Origin of the sequence: Streptomyces sp. NBC_01017, assembly GCF_045162795.1 — a bacterium.
GTDB classification, from domain to species: domain Bacteria; phylum Actinomycetota; class Actinomycetes; order Streptomycetales; family Streptomycetaceae; genus Streptomyces; species Streptomyces machairae.
The window spans coordinates 361,131-377,532 of record NZ_CP108683.1 but is presented as its reverse complement, the minus strand read 5'-3'; the positions used below and the strand labels follow the sequence as shown (position 1 = coordinate 377,532).

At 71.8% G+C, this 16,402-nt stretch carries 4 protein-coding genes and 1 pseudogene; 3 read left to right on the top strand and 2 right to left on the bottom strand.

What is annotated here, in order from left to right; genetic code table 11:
• Positions 1-151: 151 nt before the first annotated feature.
• The gene (locus OG331_RS01870) at positions 152-1,378 is read right to left on the bottom strand and encodes a PP2C family protein-serine/threonine phosphatase (protein ID WP_406191004.1); all 1,227 of its coding nucleotides are present in this window, start codon (positions 1,376-1,378) and stop codon (positions 152-154) included.
• On the opposite strand from OG331_RS01870, the gene OG331_RS01865 reads away from it, so the two are divergent.
• From OG331_RS01865 to OG331_RS01855, 3 genes and pseudogenes are all read left to right on the top strand, one after another.
• Positions 1,377-2,159, top strand: a complete 783-nt coding sequence (locus OG331_RS01865; RefSeq protein WP_406191002.1) for a transposase — start codon at positions 1,377-1,379, stop codon at positions 2,157-2,159. The genes OG331_RS01870 and OG331_RS01865 overlap by 2 nt on opposite strands.
• Positions 2,116-2,373 (top strand): annotated as a pseudogene (locus tag OG331_RS01860) (hypothetical protein); the annotation flags it as partial. The gene OG331_RS01865 and the pseudogene OG331_RS01860, both read left to right, overlap by 44 nt.
• 181 nt (positions 2,374-2,554) lie before the next feature.
• Entirely contained in the window at positions 2,555-2,878 is a 324-nt protein-coding gene (locus OG331_RS01855; protein ID WP_406191000.1) for a nitronate monooxygenase, read from the top strand.
• Positions 2,879-3,268: 390 nt separating this feature from the next.
• On the opposite strand, the gene OG331_RS01850 is transcribed toward OG331_RS01855, so the two are convergent.
• Positions 3,269-16,348 carry an SDR family NAD(P)-dependent oxidoreductase gene (locus tag OG331_RS01850; protein ID WP_406209590.1) on the bottom strand — a complete coding sequence of 4,360 codons (13,080 nt, stop codon included), beginning with the start codon at positions 16,346-16,348 and terminating at the stop codon, positions 3,269-3,271.
• Between the last annotated feature and the right edge of the window lie 54 nt (positions 16,349-16,402).

The window sequence follows — 16,402 nt, the reverse complement described above, 5'->3', positions numbered from 1 at the left end:
CCCTGCCCCGGTTCACTTCTGACGTTGTCGCAGACATCAGACTACCGAGCAGGGCCGTACTGATGATCAAGGAACCCAGGCGCCCCACCACCCCGTGAATAGGCCTCTGGCTCTCGTAGTTCGTCCTGTGCCAGGTTGCCGGTTCCACGGGTTATAGGCGGATGACGACGAGGGCGATGTCGTCGGTGTTGCCGGTGGGTGGGAGGAGATCGGCCAGGAGGTCGTCGGCCAGGGTTTCGGGGCTTGTGTGCCGGTGGTGGGTGAGGGAGTCGGCGAGGCGGGCCAGACCGGTATCGATGTCCTCGTGTCGGCGTTCGATCAGGCCGTCGGTGTACAGGACCAGGGTGGCGCCCTCGGCGAAGGGTGTGCGGGCCTGCGGGCGGGGGATGTGTTCGGGGCGGGCGCCTAGTGGTGGGTCGGTGGCCTGGTCGAGGAAGGTCACGGTGCCGTCGGGATGGAGCAGGGCGGGTGGAGGGTGGCCGGCGCTGCTGTAGGCGATGGTGTGGTGGTCCCAGTCGATGAAGGCCGTTACTGCGGTTGTCGACTCTGCGCCTGTGACGAAGCGGGCGTACAGGCCGAGGGCTTCCAGGGCGCGGGCCGGGCCGTCGGCGACGCGGCAGGCAGCGCTCAGCGCGCTGCGCAGCTGGCCCATGACGCCGGCCGCGGTGAGGCCGTGGCCGACGACGTCGCCGACGGCGACCGCGATGCTGTCACCGGGCAGATCGGCCAGGTCGTACCAGTCGCCGCACACGTTCAGGCTTGTGGTGGCGGGCTGGTAGCGCACGGCCGCCTGGTGGTGCCCTACGGGGCTGGGAGCGGGCAGCATGGCTTCCTGCAGGGCCAGGGCCACCTCGCGTTCACGGGCGTGCGCCTGACGCAGGCGCTCGTTGACCTCCTGCAGTTCACGAGAGCGGGTGTAGAGCTCAGCCTCCAGGACCTGTGCCCCGTCGCCGCCGGCCTGGCCGCCGCGAGCCCGAAGGAGTTCGGTGATCTCCTCCACTCTGTGCAGGATCAGCACCACCTGCCCGTCCGGCCCGAGAACAGGAGCGTTCACCGGGCTCCAGTAATGCTCCTGCCAAAGCCCGGGCCGCTCGGGATCCTCGATGTCGTAGCGGAGCAGTGCCATGGTGTCGCGTTCGGCGGTGGCGACCACGCGGAGCATCGACGCCTGGGTCTCCTGTATACCGGCCGCGGCCGGATCGTTCGGGTTCTCGGGAAAGACGTCGAAAATGTAGCGGCCGACCAGCTGCTCGCGGGTACGCCCGGCCAGCCGCTGGAAGTCCTCGTTCGCGTCGGCATACACCAGGTCCGGTGCCAGCAGCGCCACCATGCCAGGCAGGGCTTGGAAGACCGCCTCGTAATCGATTTGCGGGTTCATGCGCTGCCTGCCTCGACGCCGACCGTCACTGTGCTGTTTTCACGGTAGACCGCAACACAACACCAGGCCCGGCCACAGTCCCTTTCACCCCACAGCAGTCACCTGGCCAGCCCTGTCACGTAAACATCACCCGATCAATCCGGCGGCCACGAATCCGCTTCGTGGCACGCAGCTTCCTGAGCAATACAGGCCGCGATCCGCAGGCATCCCAGGTGGTGTGCATGGACGAGAAGCCCTACCAGCTCCTCACCCATGTCCGCGACCCCCACGGGCCCGGCCCGGCCGCGACGCGTGCCAGGACAGCGAGTACATCCGCTGCGGCACCTGCTCCGTCTTCGTATGGACCGAACCCTTACGCGGATGGCGTCGCACGCAGGCACTGTCCCGGCGGACCCGGATCGACTGGGCCGGCCAGGTCAAGCAGCTACTGACCGTGGACCACCCCGACGCCGCGACCGTGGTGCTGGTGATGGACAACCTCAACACCCACACCATCGCCTCCCTGTACGAGGCATTCGAACCAGAAGAGGCCTTCGCCCCGGCCCAGCGCCTCGAGATCCACCACACACCCAAGCACGGCTCCTGGCTCAACATCGCCGAGATCGAACTCTCCGCGCTGACCCGGCAATGCCTCGACCGCCGGATCGGCGACCTCGACACACTCAACACCGAACTCTCGGCCTGGCAGAACGCCACCAACACCGACCAACGCCAAGTGAACTGGCAGTTCACCACCCATGACGCACGCATCAAACTGCGCCACCTTTATCCCAAGAATTAGCCACGACAGTCTACTAGTGTGGTGCGCCGGGAGGCCGGCACGTCTTGGCGAGCTCCTCGGCATCGAACTGCCTATCATCCAAGGGCCGTTCGGCGGCGGACTGTCTTCCGTCGAGCTGGCCGTGGCGGTGTCGGAGGACGGCGGGCTCGGCTCGTACGGGGCCCACATCCTCCTCTCGGAGGAGATCGGGGATCTGGTAGCACGGCTGAAAGCGGGCACGGACCGGCCGTTCGCGGTGAACCTGTGGGTTCCGCTCGATGGTGAATCTGAACTCCAGCCGTCCGACACGGACCTGGCCTCTCACGTGGCGCGGCTGCGGCCGTACTACGAGGAACTCGGCGTCGCCGCCCCCACCGCCGCCGACGTGGCCGGACTTCGGCGCGCAGGTGAATGCCTTGCTCACCGCCGCCCCGCCGGTCATCAGCCTCGTGATGGGGCTGCCGCCCCGACGTCTGGTCGAGGAGGCCCGGCGGCTCGGCATCGCGTTGATCGGTACGGCGACGACCATCGAAGAGGCCATCGCCCTGGAGATCTCGGGCCTGGACGCGATCGTCGCCTCCGGCAGCGACGCGGGCGGCCACCGGGGAGCCTTCCTGCGCCCCGTCCGGGAGTCCCTGGTGGGCACGTTCTCGCTGGTCCCGCAGGTGGCGGACACGGTCGCGGTGCCTGTGTCACCTTCGTCCATCGTCCGACGGCTCGTCAGTCGCCTGCCGCAGTAAATACCGGATTTACTGCGGCAGGGCCTCTATCACCGCGACCTGCGGCGGGGCGATTCGGCCGCCGGGGCGAGGTGTACGCATTTACTGCGGCAGGACCAGAAGGGCGGGACGGGCATGGCGAACGAACCAGTGGCCGAACTCGGGAGCGGGGTGCGCTCAGGTTGCCGCGCGCCCGGGTGGGGCCCCTGTCCGTCTCGCCGTCGTCGTACACCGCGGCGGTCGAGCGGTACATCACCGGCGCCGGCATCCCGAAGTCCCCCGCCAGGGTCTATCGGATCTCGCTGACGACGTGGGGGTGGATGTTCGCTGGCGAACCGGCGCCGACCGGGCCCGCCCGCAGGGGAGGCGACCATGGAACTGATGGCCAGTGCGCTGGGAATCGGCGTACCCCTATTCCTCCGTATGGCCGAGGACGTTGTCGATGAGGTCGAACATCTCGTCGTCCGAGGCAAGGACGAGATCGCGCCCCTTCGCCGCGTCGGCCTGGACGCGCTCCTGCTCCCGCCATTTCAGGAAGATAGTCTCCAACAGAGTGTCGATCTCCTCTCTGCGCTCGTCCCCGGCGGGAATCGCGGAGAGCGCGGTCTGCAGTTTCCTGAGCTGGGCCATCACGGGACGGACCACATCGCCCCGCTGGTCACCGATGCCCGCGGCCAGATGCCGGGCCAGCGCGGTCGGTGTGGGATGTTCGTAGGCGACCGTGGTGGCCAGCCGCACGCCTGTGGCGGCGTGGAGGCGGTTGCGCAGCTGGATGGTGGCGAGTGAGTCCAGCCCCATCTCCTTGAACGCCTGGCTCGCCGGGATCGCCGCGGTCGCGTGTCCCGACACCGCCGCGACGTGTGTGATCACCTGCCGCAACAGCTCGTCCTGGAGTTCGTCGGAGTGCAGGGCGGCCAGGTGTTGGGGTGAGGGAGTGCCGTCGGCGCTCGTTCCGGACGGGGGCTCACCGACGCCCGCGGAGGTGAGGTCGGAGAGCAGGGAGCCGGGCCGGCCGGTCGTATGGGCGAACCGGTCCCAGTCGACGTCCGCGATGGCGTAGAAGGAGCCCGGCCGGGCGAGGCTGGAGGCGAAGGCGTCCAGGGCGAGGGGTGCCGGCAACGGGGTGAGGCCGTCGTGGTGCCGGAACTGGGCCACCGCGGAGGTGAACATCCCGGTATCGGCCCAGGGGCCCCAGGCGAGCGAGGTCGCGGGAAGCCCGAGCCCCCGCCGGTGCTGGGCCAGCGCGTCGAGGACTGCGTTGGCGGCGGCGTAGTTGCCCTGCCCGGGCGAGCCGACGGTACCCGCGAGGGACGAGAACAGGACGAACCGCTCCAGCGGATGGTCACGGGTGAGTTCGTGCAGATGCCAGGCGGCATCGGTCTTCGCCCCGAAGACCGTGCCCAGGCGTTCTGGGGAGAGTGAGGCGATGAGTCCGTCGTCGAGTACCCCGGCCGCGTGGACGACGCCCGTGAGCGGTGTGTCGGCGGGCACGGTGCGGATCAGGCGGTCCAGCGCCTCACGGTCCGTGATGTCGCAGGCGGCGATGGTGACCGTCGCCCCCAGCTCGACGAGTTCCGCGCGCAGGCTGTCCGCGCCCGGGGTGTTCGGTCCCCGGCGGCCGGTCAGGAGGAGGTGTTCGGCTCCGCTGCGGGCCAGCCAACGGGCCACATGGGCGCCCAGCCCCCCCAGCCCACCGGTGACCAGTACCGTACCGCGCGGGCGCCAACCGGTGAGCCCGTCCGGGTAGGTTGGGGCCGGGAGCCCGGTACGGGTGAGGCGGGGGACGTATATCCCCGAGGAGCGGAGAGCCAGCTGGTCATCCCCGCCCTCGGCCGTCAGCGCGTCACAGAACCATGACCAGGACCGCTCGTCCATCGCCTCGGGCAGGTCGATCAGCCCGCCCCACAGATGCGGGGCCTCCAGGGCGATGACCCTGCCCAGGCCCCACACTGCGGCCTGGCCCGGCCGGAGCACCGGGTCCTCCTCGCTGATGCCGACCGCACCCCTGGTCACGCTGCGGACCGGCGCGTCGACCCCGAGGTCTTCCAGCGCCTGCACCAGCCCGAGAGTGGCCGTCACCGCCCGGGGCACCGAGGGTTGCGCGGGATCCCTCCGTTCGTCCAGCGACACCAGCGACACGATCCCGGCCAGTGGAGCGGGTAGCGGAGTGCCGGTGAGCAGCTGCCGCCAGGTCTCCCGGTCGGCACCGGTGGCGCGCGACTCCACGGCCACCGCGCCACGCTCTCCCAGCGCTCGCAGCAGGGCCGAGACCGTCTCGTCGTACGCGCCGTCCGACGGTGCGATGACCAGCCAGTGACTGGCCGTCACCCCCGGCGGCGCCACCGCCGGGACCCAGGGGCGCCAGCCCATCTCGTAGCACAGCGGATCCCCCGTGGCCCCCGCCGTCGCACCGCCCCGGTCCTCTCCGGTCGCCGGTGCGCCGCCGTCCCGCAGCCAGTATCGCTCGCGCTGGAAGGCGTACAGGGGCAGGTCGACGGTCCGGCCCCCCGCACACCAGGCGGCCCAGTCCACCGAAGCGCCCCGGGTGTGGAGGACCGCCAGCGCCGCCGGCAGGGTTTCGGTTCCGGGGCGTCCCTCGCGCAGGCATGACACCAGCTCGACGGCGTCGGGATCGCCCGGCTGAGGGGCCAGGTTGTGCTGGCCCAGAGCCGTGAGCGCGTGGCCCGGACCCACCTCCGCATACAGGCCCACACCGGCCTTCGACAGCCAGTCCAGGCTGTCCTGGAAGCGGACGGTCGCGCGGGCGTGGCGCGTCCAGTAGCCGGGTGAGCAGATCTCGGCCGCGGTGACCGGTGAGCCGGTCACCGCGGAGACGATCGGTACCGTGGGCGGCTGGAACCGCAGTGTGGCCAGCGCCTCGTGGAACGGTTCGAGTACCGCGTCCATGTGGTGCGAGTGGAAGGCGCGATGGACGGCCAGCCGGGTCGTACGGTGTCCCTGGGCTGCCATGCGGTCGGCACAGTCGAGGACAGCTTCCTCGTCGCCGGAGATGACCACCGCCTCGGGGCCGTTCACCGCGGCCACCGCGACCTCGTGCTCCCGGCCCGCGATGAGCGACCGGACGTCGTCTTCCGACGCGGCGAGGGAGACCATCGTCCCGCCGGGCGCCAGGGTGTGCATCAACCTGCCGCGCGTGACGACCAGTGTGCAGGCGTCGGCCAGGGACAGCACCCCGGCCACATGCGCTGCGGCGATCTCGCCGACAGAGTGTCCCGCCAGGAAGTCGGGCTGGACGCCGTGGTGGGTCAGTAGCCGGAACAGCGCCACTTCGATCGCGAACACGGCGGCTTGGGCGTAGTCGGTGCGTTCGAGCAACCCTGCCTTGTCGGTGCCCTTGGCAGCGAACACCGCTTCCTTCAGGGGATGTTCGAGCTGTCCGTTCAGCTCGGCGCAGATCGCGTCGAAGGCCTCCGCGAAGACGGGGTACGCCCGGTGCAGGTCCTCTCCCATGGCGGGCCACCCGGTGCCTTGTCCGGGGAAGAGGAAGGCGGTGGTGGGGTTGGGGGTGGTGCTGCTCGTGACCGTGCTCGAGGTGGCGGAGCCGTGGGCGATGTGGGTGAGTTCCGTGCTTAGTTCGCCGATGTTCGGGGCCAGGACGACGGCGCGGTGAGGGTGGTGTTTGCGGGTGGTGCCGAGGGAGTGGGCGAGGTCGAGGGGATCGGTGTGGGGGCCCAGATGCCTCAGGAGTTCCCGGGCCTGGCTGGGGAGCGCCCCGGCGGTGGTGGCGGAGAGGGCGAAGGGGAGCACGGGGGCGGTGGAGCGGTCGGCTGGCGCGGTGGTGGCCGAGGCGGCGTCGTCCGCGGGGGGCTCTTCGAGGATGAGGTGGGCGTTGGTCCCGCTGATGCCGAAGGAGGAGACGGCCGCCCGGCGCTCGCGTTCGCTGGCCGTCCACGGCTGAGCCTCCGTCAGCAGCCGTACGGTCTCGCCTGACCAGTCGACCTGTGGCGTGGGGCTGTCCACATGCAGGGTCTGGGGCAGCAGCTCGTGCCGCAGGGCTTCGATCATCTTGATCACACCGGCCACGCCGGCCGCGGCCTGGGTGTGGCCGAGGTTGGACTTCGCCGAGCCCAGCCACAGCGGCCGGTCCGCGGGGCGGTTCTCGCCGTAGGCGGCCAGCAGCGCCCCCGCTTCGATCGGGTCGCCGAGCGAGGTCCCGGTGCCATGCGCCTCGACCACGTCGATCTCGTCGGCGCACAGCCGGGCGTTGGCCAGGGCGGCCTCGATCAACCGCTGCTGGGCCGGGCCGTTGGGGGCGGTGAGACCGTTGCTGGCCCCGTCCTGGTTGACGGCCGAGCCGCGGATCACCGCCAGCACACGGTGCCCGTTGCGGCGGGCGTCCGAGAGGCGCTCCAGCACGACCAGGCCCGCGCCCTCGGAGAAGCCGGTGCCGTCGGCGGCGGCGGCGAAGGGCTTGCAGCGGCCGTCGGGAGCGAGGCCCTGCTGCTGGGAGAACTCGATGAAGTGGGCGGGGGTGGCCATGATGGTCGCCCCGCCGGCCAGAGCGAGGGTGGTTTCGCCGTTGCGGAGTGACTGGGCGGCGAGGTGGATGGCAACCAGGGAGGAGGAACAGGCGGTGTCGATGGTGATGGCGGGGCCCTGGAGTCCGAGGGTGTAGGAGAGTCGGCCGGAGGCGACGCTGCTGGTGTTGGCGATGGACCGCTGGCCGATGAGGTCGAGGGGAATGCCCGGGTGGGCGGCGTACTCGCCGGGGATGAGCCCGGTGAAGACGCCGGTGCGGGTTCCGTGGAGGGTGCTCGGGTCGATCCCGGCGGACTCTAGCGCGTGCCAGGCGACTTCCAGTAGGACCCGCTGCTGGGGGTCCATGATCAGTGCTTCGCGGGGGCTGATGCCGAAGAAGGTGGGGTCGAAGTCGGTGGCGTCGGTGAGGAACCCGCCGTGGCGGGCGTAGGTCCTGCCGGGTTGCGGGGTGGCGCTGTCGGGGTCGTAGAGGGTGTCGATGTCCCAGCCGCGGTTGCGGGGGAAGTCGCAGACCACGTCCCGGCCTTCGCTGAACACCTCCCACAGGTCCTGCGCGGAGCGCACCCCGCCGGGGAACCGGCAGCCGGTCCCCACGATGACCACGGGATCGTCGTCGCTCGCGGCGGTGGGCAGCGGCGTCGGCCGGCTGGCCGGCGCGGACACCCGGCCTGAGAGATAGTCGGCCAGCGCTGTCGGCGTGGGGTGGTCGAAGACCGTGGTAGCGGGCAGCCTCAGCCCCGTGGCGGCGCTGAGCCGGTTACGGAGTTCGAGCCCGGTGAGCGAGTCGAAGCCCAGGTCCCTGAAGGCGCGGTCGTCATCGATCCGGTCCGGTGCCGCGTGCCCGAGCACGGTGGCCACGGTGGTCCGGACCAGTTCCATCAGTGCCCGGCCGTCCGAGAAGGCGACTGGACCTGCGGGATCCTGAGGTGAGAGCGCGGGCGGGCGCGAGGCGGGCAGCACCCGCCGGCTGGCGCCGAGCAGTGAGGTGAACAGCGCGGGCACCGTGCCGTGCGCGGCCTGCATGCGCAGTGCCGCCAGGTCGAGCCGGGCGGGTACCAGCAGCGCGGAGTCCAGCGCGAGTGCTGCATCGAAGAGCATGACACCTTGCTCCTCGCTCAGCGGTACCAGACCGCCGCGCGCCAGTCTGGCCCGGTCGGTGCGGCCCAGATGTCCGGTCATCCCGCTGTTGCGGTCCCACAAGCCCCATGCCAGGGATGTCGCCGCAAGCCCCCGGGCCCGGCGATGGTGGGCCAGCGCGTCCAGGAACGTGTTGGCGGCGGCGTAGTTGCCCTGGCCGGGAGTGCCGGACGTTCCCGCGACCGACGAGAAGAGCACGAACGCGGAAAGACTGAGGGACTCGGTCAGCCGGTGCAGGTTCCAGGCGCCCACCGCCTTGGGACGCAGTACGCCCTCCAGGCGCTCCGCGTCGAGCGATTCCACGGTGCCGTCATCGAGGACGCCCGCCGCGTGGATCACCGCCGTCAGCGGGTGCTCGCCGGGTACGCCCGCCAGGACGGCGGCGAGCCGCTTGGCGTCGGCCGCATCGCAGGCCGCGATGGTCACGTGGGCGCCCAGCGCGCCGAGTTCGGCGTGGAGTTCGGCCGCTCCGGGGGCGTCCTGCCCGTGGCGGCCGGTCAGCAGCAGCCGCCGTACACCGTGTTCGGTGACCAGATGACGGGCGAGGAGACCGCCCAGGGTCCCGGTGCCGCCGGTGATCAACACAGTGCCGTTGGGGTCCCAGGGGGCCGGGCGTCCGGCCTCGGCCGGGGTGGCCCGGCTCAACCGGGGCGCGATCAGCTGCCCGTCGCGCACGGCCAGTTGCGGTTCGCCGGACGCGGCCGCGGTGCGGAGCAGGCCGATGTCGGTGCCCCCGGCATCGGTGTCGACGATCAGGAAGCGGCTCGGGTGCTCGGACTGGGCGGTGCGCAGCAGGCCCCACACAGGCGCATGGGACAGGTCGGGTACGTCCTCACCGGGGGCCGCGGCGATTGCGCCCCGGGTGACGACGACCAGGCGCGAGGTGGCGAACGCCTCATCGGCCAGCCAGCTCTGGAGGAGGTCGAGGACACCGGTCGTGGCCGCGCTCAGTGCGGCGGGCACCGCGGGCGCACTCCGGTTCTCTGGTGCCGTGTCCTGGCCGTCAGGGACGGTCCGGCAGGCGATGACCACGACGTCCGGTACCGTCTCGCCTCCCTCGACCGCCAGGCGCAGCGACGCGAGGTCGGGATGGCATGACACCGCCGGGTCCGCGATGTCGAGGCCGGAGCCGTCCGGCCCGAGTACCGCCCATCGGCCGCCAGAGGCGGCGGAGGCGGGACGGGTCACATCGACCCAGTCGACCTGGAACAGCGACCGCTGGTGGTCCCGGCCGGCGCCCGCGTGCTCCGGCCTCACCGGCCGCAGGGTGAGGCCGTCGACGGACGCCACCGCGAGCCCGGTGCTGTCGGCGGCCGTCAGCGAGAACTCGCCGTCGCCGGTCGGTGAGAGCCGTATCCGCAGCGCGGTGGCCCCCGTGGCGTACAGAGACACTCCCGTCCAGGAGAAGGGCAGTTGGATCATGTCACCGTCCGCGCCGGGTTGCGCCCCGGTCAGCAGCGGGTGCAGGGCGGCGTCGAGCAGCGCTGGGTGGATGCCGAATCCGGGCGCGTCCTCCTGGAAGCTGGCGGGCAGGGCGACCTCGGCGTATGTGTCGTGGCCCAGTTGCCATACGGCCGTGAGCCCCTGGAAGGCCGGACCGTACTCGTACCCGGTCTCCGCCAGGCGCTCATAGGCGTCGGTGAGGTCCAGCGGCTCGGCGTCCGCCGGCGGCCACGGACCGAGGTCCTCCTGACCGTCGGCGCCGCTGATCAGAGACCCGGTCGCATGCCGGGTCCACACCGTCTCGGGCAGCGCGGCGCGGTCGGCGGCGCGGGAATACACCGAGACCGGGCGCCGGCCGGACTCGGGCGCGCCCACGGTGAGCTGGAGTTCCACGTCGCCCTCGTCGGGCAGGACCAGGGGCGTCGCCAGGGCGAGTTCCTCGACCCGGTCGCAGCCGGCCTGTCCTCCCGCGTGCAGGGCCAGTTCGACGAAGGCCGTACCGGGCAGCAGCACCGTGCCGTTCACTGCGTGATCGGCCAGCCAGGGCTGGGCGCGCAGCGAGAGCCTGCCGGTGAAGACCAGGCTGTCGTCGTCGGCCTTCGCGACGGCGGCGCCCAGCAGCGGATGCTCGCAGGCGAGCAGCCCGAGCCCCTGGGCGTCTGCGGCCGACGTGGTCGGCAGCATCCAGAACCGTTCGGGCTGGAAGGCGTAGGTCGGCAGATCGGTGTACTCGGCGGTGCCGGGCCGGAAGGCCTCGGCCCATCGTGCGTTCAGCCCGTGCACATGCGCCTCGGCGACGGACGCCAGGAAGCGGTCCAGACCGCCATCGTTGCGCCGGAGCGTGCCCAGGGCAGTGCCGCCCTCGGTGGTCTCGTCCAGGACCTGCTGAACGTCCATGGTCAGCACGGAGCGTGGACTGGACTCGATGAATAGCCTGTGGCCTTGGTCGGCCAGCGTGTGGATCACGCTGTCGAACTCCACGGGGTGGCGCAGATTGCGATACCAGTAGTCCGCGTCCAGCTTGGCGGTGTCGATCAGGCCGCGGGTCAGCGTGGAGTAGAAGGGCACGTCGCTCGACCGGGGTGTGATCGGGGACAGCTCGGTCAGTAGCCGCTCACGCAGTTGTGCCACCTGACTGGAGTGGGAGGCGTAGTCCACGGGCAGCCGGGACCACCGGACGTCCGATCCGGACAGCTCCTGGCTCAGCTCGTCCAGCGCCGCCGGCTCACCCGAGACCACCGTCGACTGGGGGCCGTTGACCGCGGCGATCGAGATGCGGTCCCGCCAGGGCCGGATACGCTCCTCTGTCTCCTGACGCGGTAGCCGGACCGACATCATGCCGCCCTGCCCGGAGAGGGCGCGCAGCGCCTTGCTGCGCAGCGCCACCACGCGGGCACCGTCCTCCAGGGACAGCCCCCCGGCCACCGTGGTGGCCGCGATCTCGCCCTGCGAATGCCCCACGACCGCCGCCGGCTCGACTCCGTACGCGCGCCACGCGGCGGCGAGGGAGACCATCACGGCCCACAGCGCCGGCTGCACCACGTCGACTTCGGCCAGCGCGCTCTCGTCGGCCAGGACATCGGGGAGGGACCAGTCGATGAACGGTGCCAGGGCCCGCCCGCAGTCAGCCATCCGCTCGGCGAAGGCCGGGGAGGTGGCGAGGAGGTTCACCGCCATGCCGGCCCACTGGGTGCCCTGTCCGGGGAACACCAGCACCGGGCGGTGCCCGGTACGGGCCCGGCCGGAGCACACTCCCGCGGCCGGTGTCCCGGCGGCAACCGCGTCCAGACCCTTCAGCAGGGAAACGCGGTCCCGGCCCACGATCACCGACCGGTGGTCGAACACGGACCGGCCGCTCGCCAGGGTGTAGGCCACATCGGTGAGGTCCAGGTCCGGATGGCGGTCGAGGTGGGCCCGCAGACGCGACGCCTGGTCGCGCAGCGCCGCTTCGCTCCGGCCCGAGAGCACCCAGGGCGTCGCCGCCTGCAGGCCGCCGTCCCCGGCAGGGGCAACCTCCGTGGCGGCCGGCGCCTGTGCGTGGGGTGCCTCCAGCACCAGATGGGCGTTGGTGCCGCTGATGCCGAAGGAGGACACGGCGGCGCGGCGGGCACGTCCGGTCCGGGGCCACTCGGTGTCCTCGGCGAGCGGGGTGACCAGGCCGCTGCTCCAGTCGACATGCCGGGTCGGCTCATCCAGGTGCAGCAGCTTCGGCAGCAGCCCGTGCCGCATGGCCAGCACCATCTTGATGACGCCGCCGACGCCCGCCGCGGCCTGGGCGTGACCGATGTTGGACTTCAGGGAACCGAGCAGGAGCGGTCGGTCCGCGGGGCGGTCTTGGCCGTAGGTAGCCAGCAGGGCCTGAGCCTCGATCGGGTCGCCCAGCGGGGTGCCGGTGCCGTGCGCCTCGACGGCGTCGACCTCGGCCGCTGCCAGCCTTGCGTCGGCCAGCGCTTCGCGTATCACCTGTTCCTGCGCGGGGCCGCTCGGTGCCGACAGGCCGTTGGAGGCGCCGTCCTGGTTCACCGCCGAGCCCTTGATCACCGCGAGGACCCGGTGCCCGTTGCGGTGGGCGTCGGAAAGCCGTTCCAGTACCAGCAGTCCGGAGCCCTCGGCCCAGGCGGTGCCGTCCGCCGTCCCCGAGAACGACTTGCACCGGCCGTCCGGCGCCAGCCCTCGCAGCCTGGAGAACTCGACGAACATCTCCGGGGTCGCCATGACGCTTACCCCGCCGGCGAGCGCCAGGGAGCACTCGCCTCGGCGCAGCGCCTGCGCCGCCAGGTGCAGTGCCACCAGGGAGGACGAGCACGCCGTGTCCACGGTGACGGCGGGCCCCCGCAGGCCGAAGACGTATGCCAGACGGCCCGACACCACGCTCGAGGTGTTGCCGGTGACCAGGTGGCCCTCGAGTCCTTCCGGCACCGTGTGGACGCGTGGTGCGTAGTCGTGGTGCATCACACCGGCGAAGACGGCGGTGCGGCTGTCCCTGACCGATGCCGGATCGATGCCCGCGCTCTCGAACGCCTCCCAGGCGGTGGTCAGCAGCAGTCGCTGCTGCGGGTCGGTGGTCAGTGCCTCGCGCGGCGAGATCCCGAAGAACGCGGCGTCGAAGTCGGCCGCGTTGTGCAGGAAGCCCCCGTACCGGGTGTAGGACTTCCCGCGCCGGTCCGGGTCGGGGTCGTACAGTCCTTCGACGTCCCAGCCCCGGTCCGTGGGGAAGCCGCCGATCGCGTCCGTGCCGGAGGCAGCCAGCTGCCACAGCTCCTCCGGCGTCGACACGTCACCGGGATAGCGGCAGGCCATGCCGATGATGGCGATCGGGTCGTCCCGGTCGGCGGAGGCCGCTGGCCCTGCCTCCGCCGCGGACACCGGGGCCGATGGGGTGTCGGGCAGCTGGGCGAGCAGTCCGTGGGCCAGTCCCGTCGGCGTCGGGTGGTCGAAAAGCGCGGTCGGGGACAGCGGCGACTGTGCCGTCTCGCCGAGCCGCACCAGCAGCTCCGCGCCCATCAGCGAGTCGAAGCCCAGGTCCTGGAAGGTACGGGTCGGATCGACCTGGTCGGCGCGGTACTCTCCGAGTACGTCGGCCGCGTGCTCCAGCACCAGTTCGAGCACCGCACGGTTCTGCTCGGCGGCGGGCAGCCCGGCCAGTCGGGCCTGCAGTGAACCGGTCGCTGCGGGCTGCTCGCCGGACGGCCAGGCGGGCGCGTGCGTGGGCGTATCCGCGGGTGTGTCGGCGGGTTCCTGCGGCCTGCCGCTCTTCCACCAGTGCCGCTCACGCTGGAACGCGTACGTGGGCAGCCGGACCGGGCGTGCGCCGCTGTTGGCGAAGGCCGTGGTCCAGTCCACCGTGACGCCCCGGGTGTGCATTGCGCCCAGGGCCGTCAACAGCGTCTGGGACTCGGGGCGGCCGGCCCGCAGCGTGGGGACGACGGCCGCGGTGTTCCCCGGCGCAGCGGCCACGCAGTCGCGCGCCATGGTGGCCAGTGAGCCGTCGGGGCCCAGCTCGACGAAGACCGTCGTGCCCGAGGCGAGTAGGGCCCGCACGGCCTCCAGGAATCGCACCGGCTCTCTGGCCTGGCGCACCCAGTACTCCGGGGTGCTCATCTGCTCCGGCGGTACCGGTTCACCGGTGAGCGTCGAGACGATGGGGACGCGTGGTGGCTGGAACGTCACCGCCGCGACGGCCGCGCGGAACTCCTCCAGCACCGGCTCCAGGTGGGGGGAGTGCAGGGCGTGGGAGACCCGCAGCCGCTTGGTCTTGTGGCCCCGCGCCGCGAGGACGTGCACCACCTCGGCCACGACGTCCTCGTCGCCGCTGAGCACCGTGGCCGCCGGGCCGTTGACCGCGGCCAGCGACAGCCGGTCCTCGCGGCCGGCGAGGAGGTCGCGCACCTCGTCGGCGCCCGCCCGCACGGACACCATCGCACCGTCCGTCGGCAGGCTCTGCATCAGCCGCCCACGGGTGGCTACCAGGGCTGCCGCGTCCGGCAGCGAGAACAGCCCGGCGACATGCGCGGCCGCCAGCTCGCCGACGGAATGCCCGGCGAGCTGGTCCGCCCGGACACCGAACGACGTCAGCAGCCGGTAGAGCGCCACCTCCAGGGCGAAGACCGCCGCCTGGGTGTACAGCGTCTGGTCCAGCAGGGCCGCTTCGGGTGAACCCGGGGCGGCGAACACGACCTCGCGCACCGGCCGTTGCAGATGGCTGTCCAGGTACCGGCACACCTCGTCGAAAGCCGCCGCGAACGCGGGGAACGCGACGTACAGTTCCCGGCCCATGTCCAGCCGCTGGCCGCCCTGTCCGGCGAACAGGAACGCGACCCGGGCGTTCGGGTCGACCACGCCCCGGGACACCCGCACGGGCTGGCGCCCCTTCGCGAGCGCCCGCAACGCCACCAGCAGCGTGGTCCGGTCGGACGCCGCCGCAACGGCCCGGTGCTCGAAGGCGGTACGGGTGGTGGCCAGCGAGTGGGCGAGGTCCACCGGATCGACCTGGGGGTGGTCCTCGACGAAGGCCGCCAGGCGCTCGGCCTGTGCGCGCAGGGCGGGCCCGGTGCGTGCCGACAGCAGAGCGGGAACTACCTGGGGTCCGGTCGTCTCAGGCCGCGGTGGTGCCGCGGGGGTGTGGGCCGGTGCTTCGGCGAGCACCAGATGGCAGTTGGTGCCGCCCATGCCGAAGGAGCTGACGCCCGCCACCAGAGGCCCGCCGGAGCCGCTCCATGGCTTGAGTTCGGTGATGACCCGCAGCCGCAGGGACTCCAGTGGGATCTGCGGATGCGGTGTCTCGAAGTTCAGGCTCGGGGGCAGTTCACGGTTCCGGAGCGCCAGCGCCGTCTTGATCAGGGAGCAGATGCCGGCAGCGGCTTCCAGGTGCCCCAGGTTGGACTTGACCGACCCCACCGGCAAGGGGTGCCCGGGGCTTCGCCGGGCACCCAGCACGGCACCCAGGGCGGCGGCCTCCACCGGGTCGCCGACCCTGGTGCCCGTTCCGTGCAGCTCCACGTACTGGACCAGGGCTGGATCGACACCGGCGTTCCGGTACGCCAGCCTCAGCAGCTCTTCCTGGGCGTCCTGGCTGGGCACGGTGAGGCCCTCGCCGCCGCCGTCGTTGTTCACCGCGCCGCCGCTGATGACGCAGTGGACGCGGTCGCCGTCGGCGAGGGCCTTCGCCAGTGTCTTCAGCACGACGACACCACCGCCCTCGCCGCGCACGAAGCCGTTGGCCCGGGCGTCGAAGGTGTAGCAGCGGCCGTCGGGGGAGAGGCCACCGAAGGCCGCCGCATCCTCCTCGCTCGCCGCCGCGAGGTTGAGGTTCACACCGCCGGCGAGCGCGATCTCCGACTCGCCGGTCAGCAGGCTCTGGCAGGCCAGGTGAACGGCGGTCAGGGAGGAGGACTGCCCGGTGTCCACCGTCATGCTCGGGCCGCGCAGACCGCAGAAGTACGAGACGCGGTTGGCGATCAGGCTGCGCTGCAGCCCGGCGAACGAGTGGTGCGTCCGCAGATCCGGCCCCAGGCCCTGGGCCAGCCGCGCGTAGTCGTCCCGCATCGCGCCGATGAACACCCCGCAGCGTTCGCCCCGGAGCGTCGCCGGGACGGTGCCCGAGTCCTCCAGCGCCTCCCAGCTCAGCTCCAGCATCAGCCGCTGCTGCGGGTCCATCACGGCGGCTTCGCGGCGTGAGACACCGAAGAACCCGGCGTCGAACCCCGCGACATCCGCGAGGAACGAGCCCCACCGGGTACCCGCTCCGCCCGCCGCGGACCCGTCGCGGTCCCAGCGGCCCTCGGGCACCTCGGTGACGGCGTTCCCGCCGGTCCGCAGCAGGTGCCAGAAGGCGTCCGGGCCTGCCGCCTCCGCGAAGCGGCAGGACAGTCCGACCACCGCGACCGCGTCCGCCCGGCCGGATTCCGCCATGCCGGTACCCACCGTTGTCTCGTCCACAATTCACCTCATGAAGAAGGGGCCGCC

Excerpts from the sequence above, each read along its gene's own strand:
- OG331_RS01850 (WP_406209590.1), bottom strand. The coding sequence starts at position 16,348 with ATGGCGGAATCCGGCCGGGCGGACGCGGTCGCGGTGGTCGGACTGTCC.
- OG331_RS01870 (WP_406191004.1), bottom strand. The coding sequence starts at position 1,378 with ATGAACCCGCAAATCGATTACGAGGCGGTCTTCCAAGCCCTGCCTGGC.
- OG331_RS01865 (WP_406191002.1), top strand. The coding sequence starts at position 1,377 with ATGCGCTGCCTGCCTCGACGCCGACCGTCACTGTGCTGTTTTCACGGT.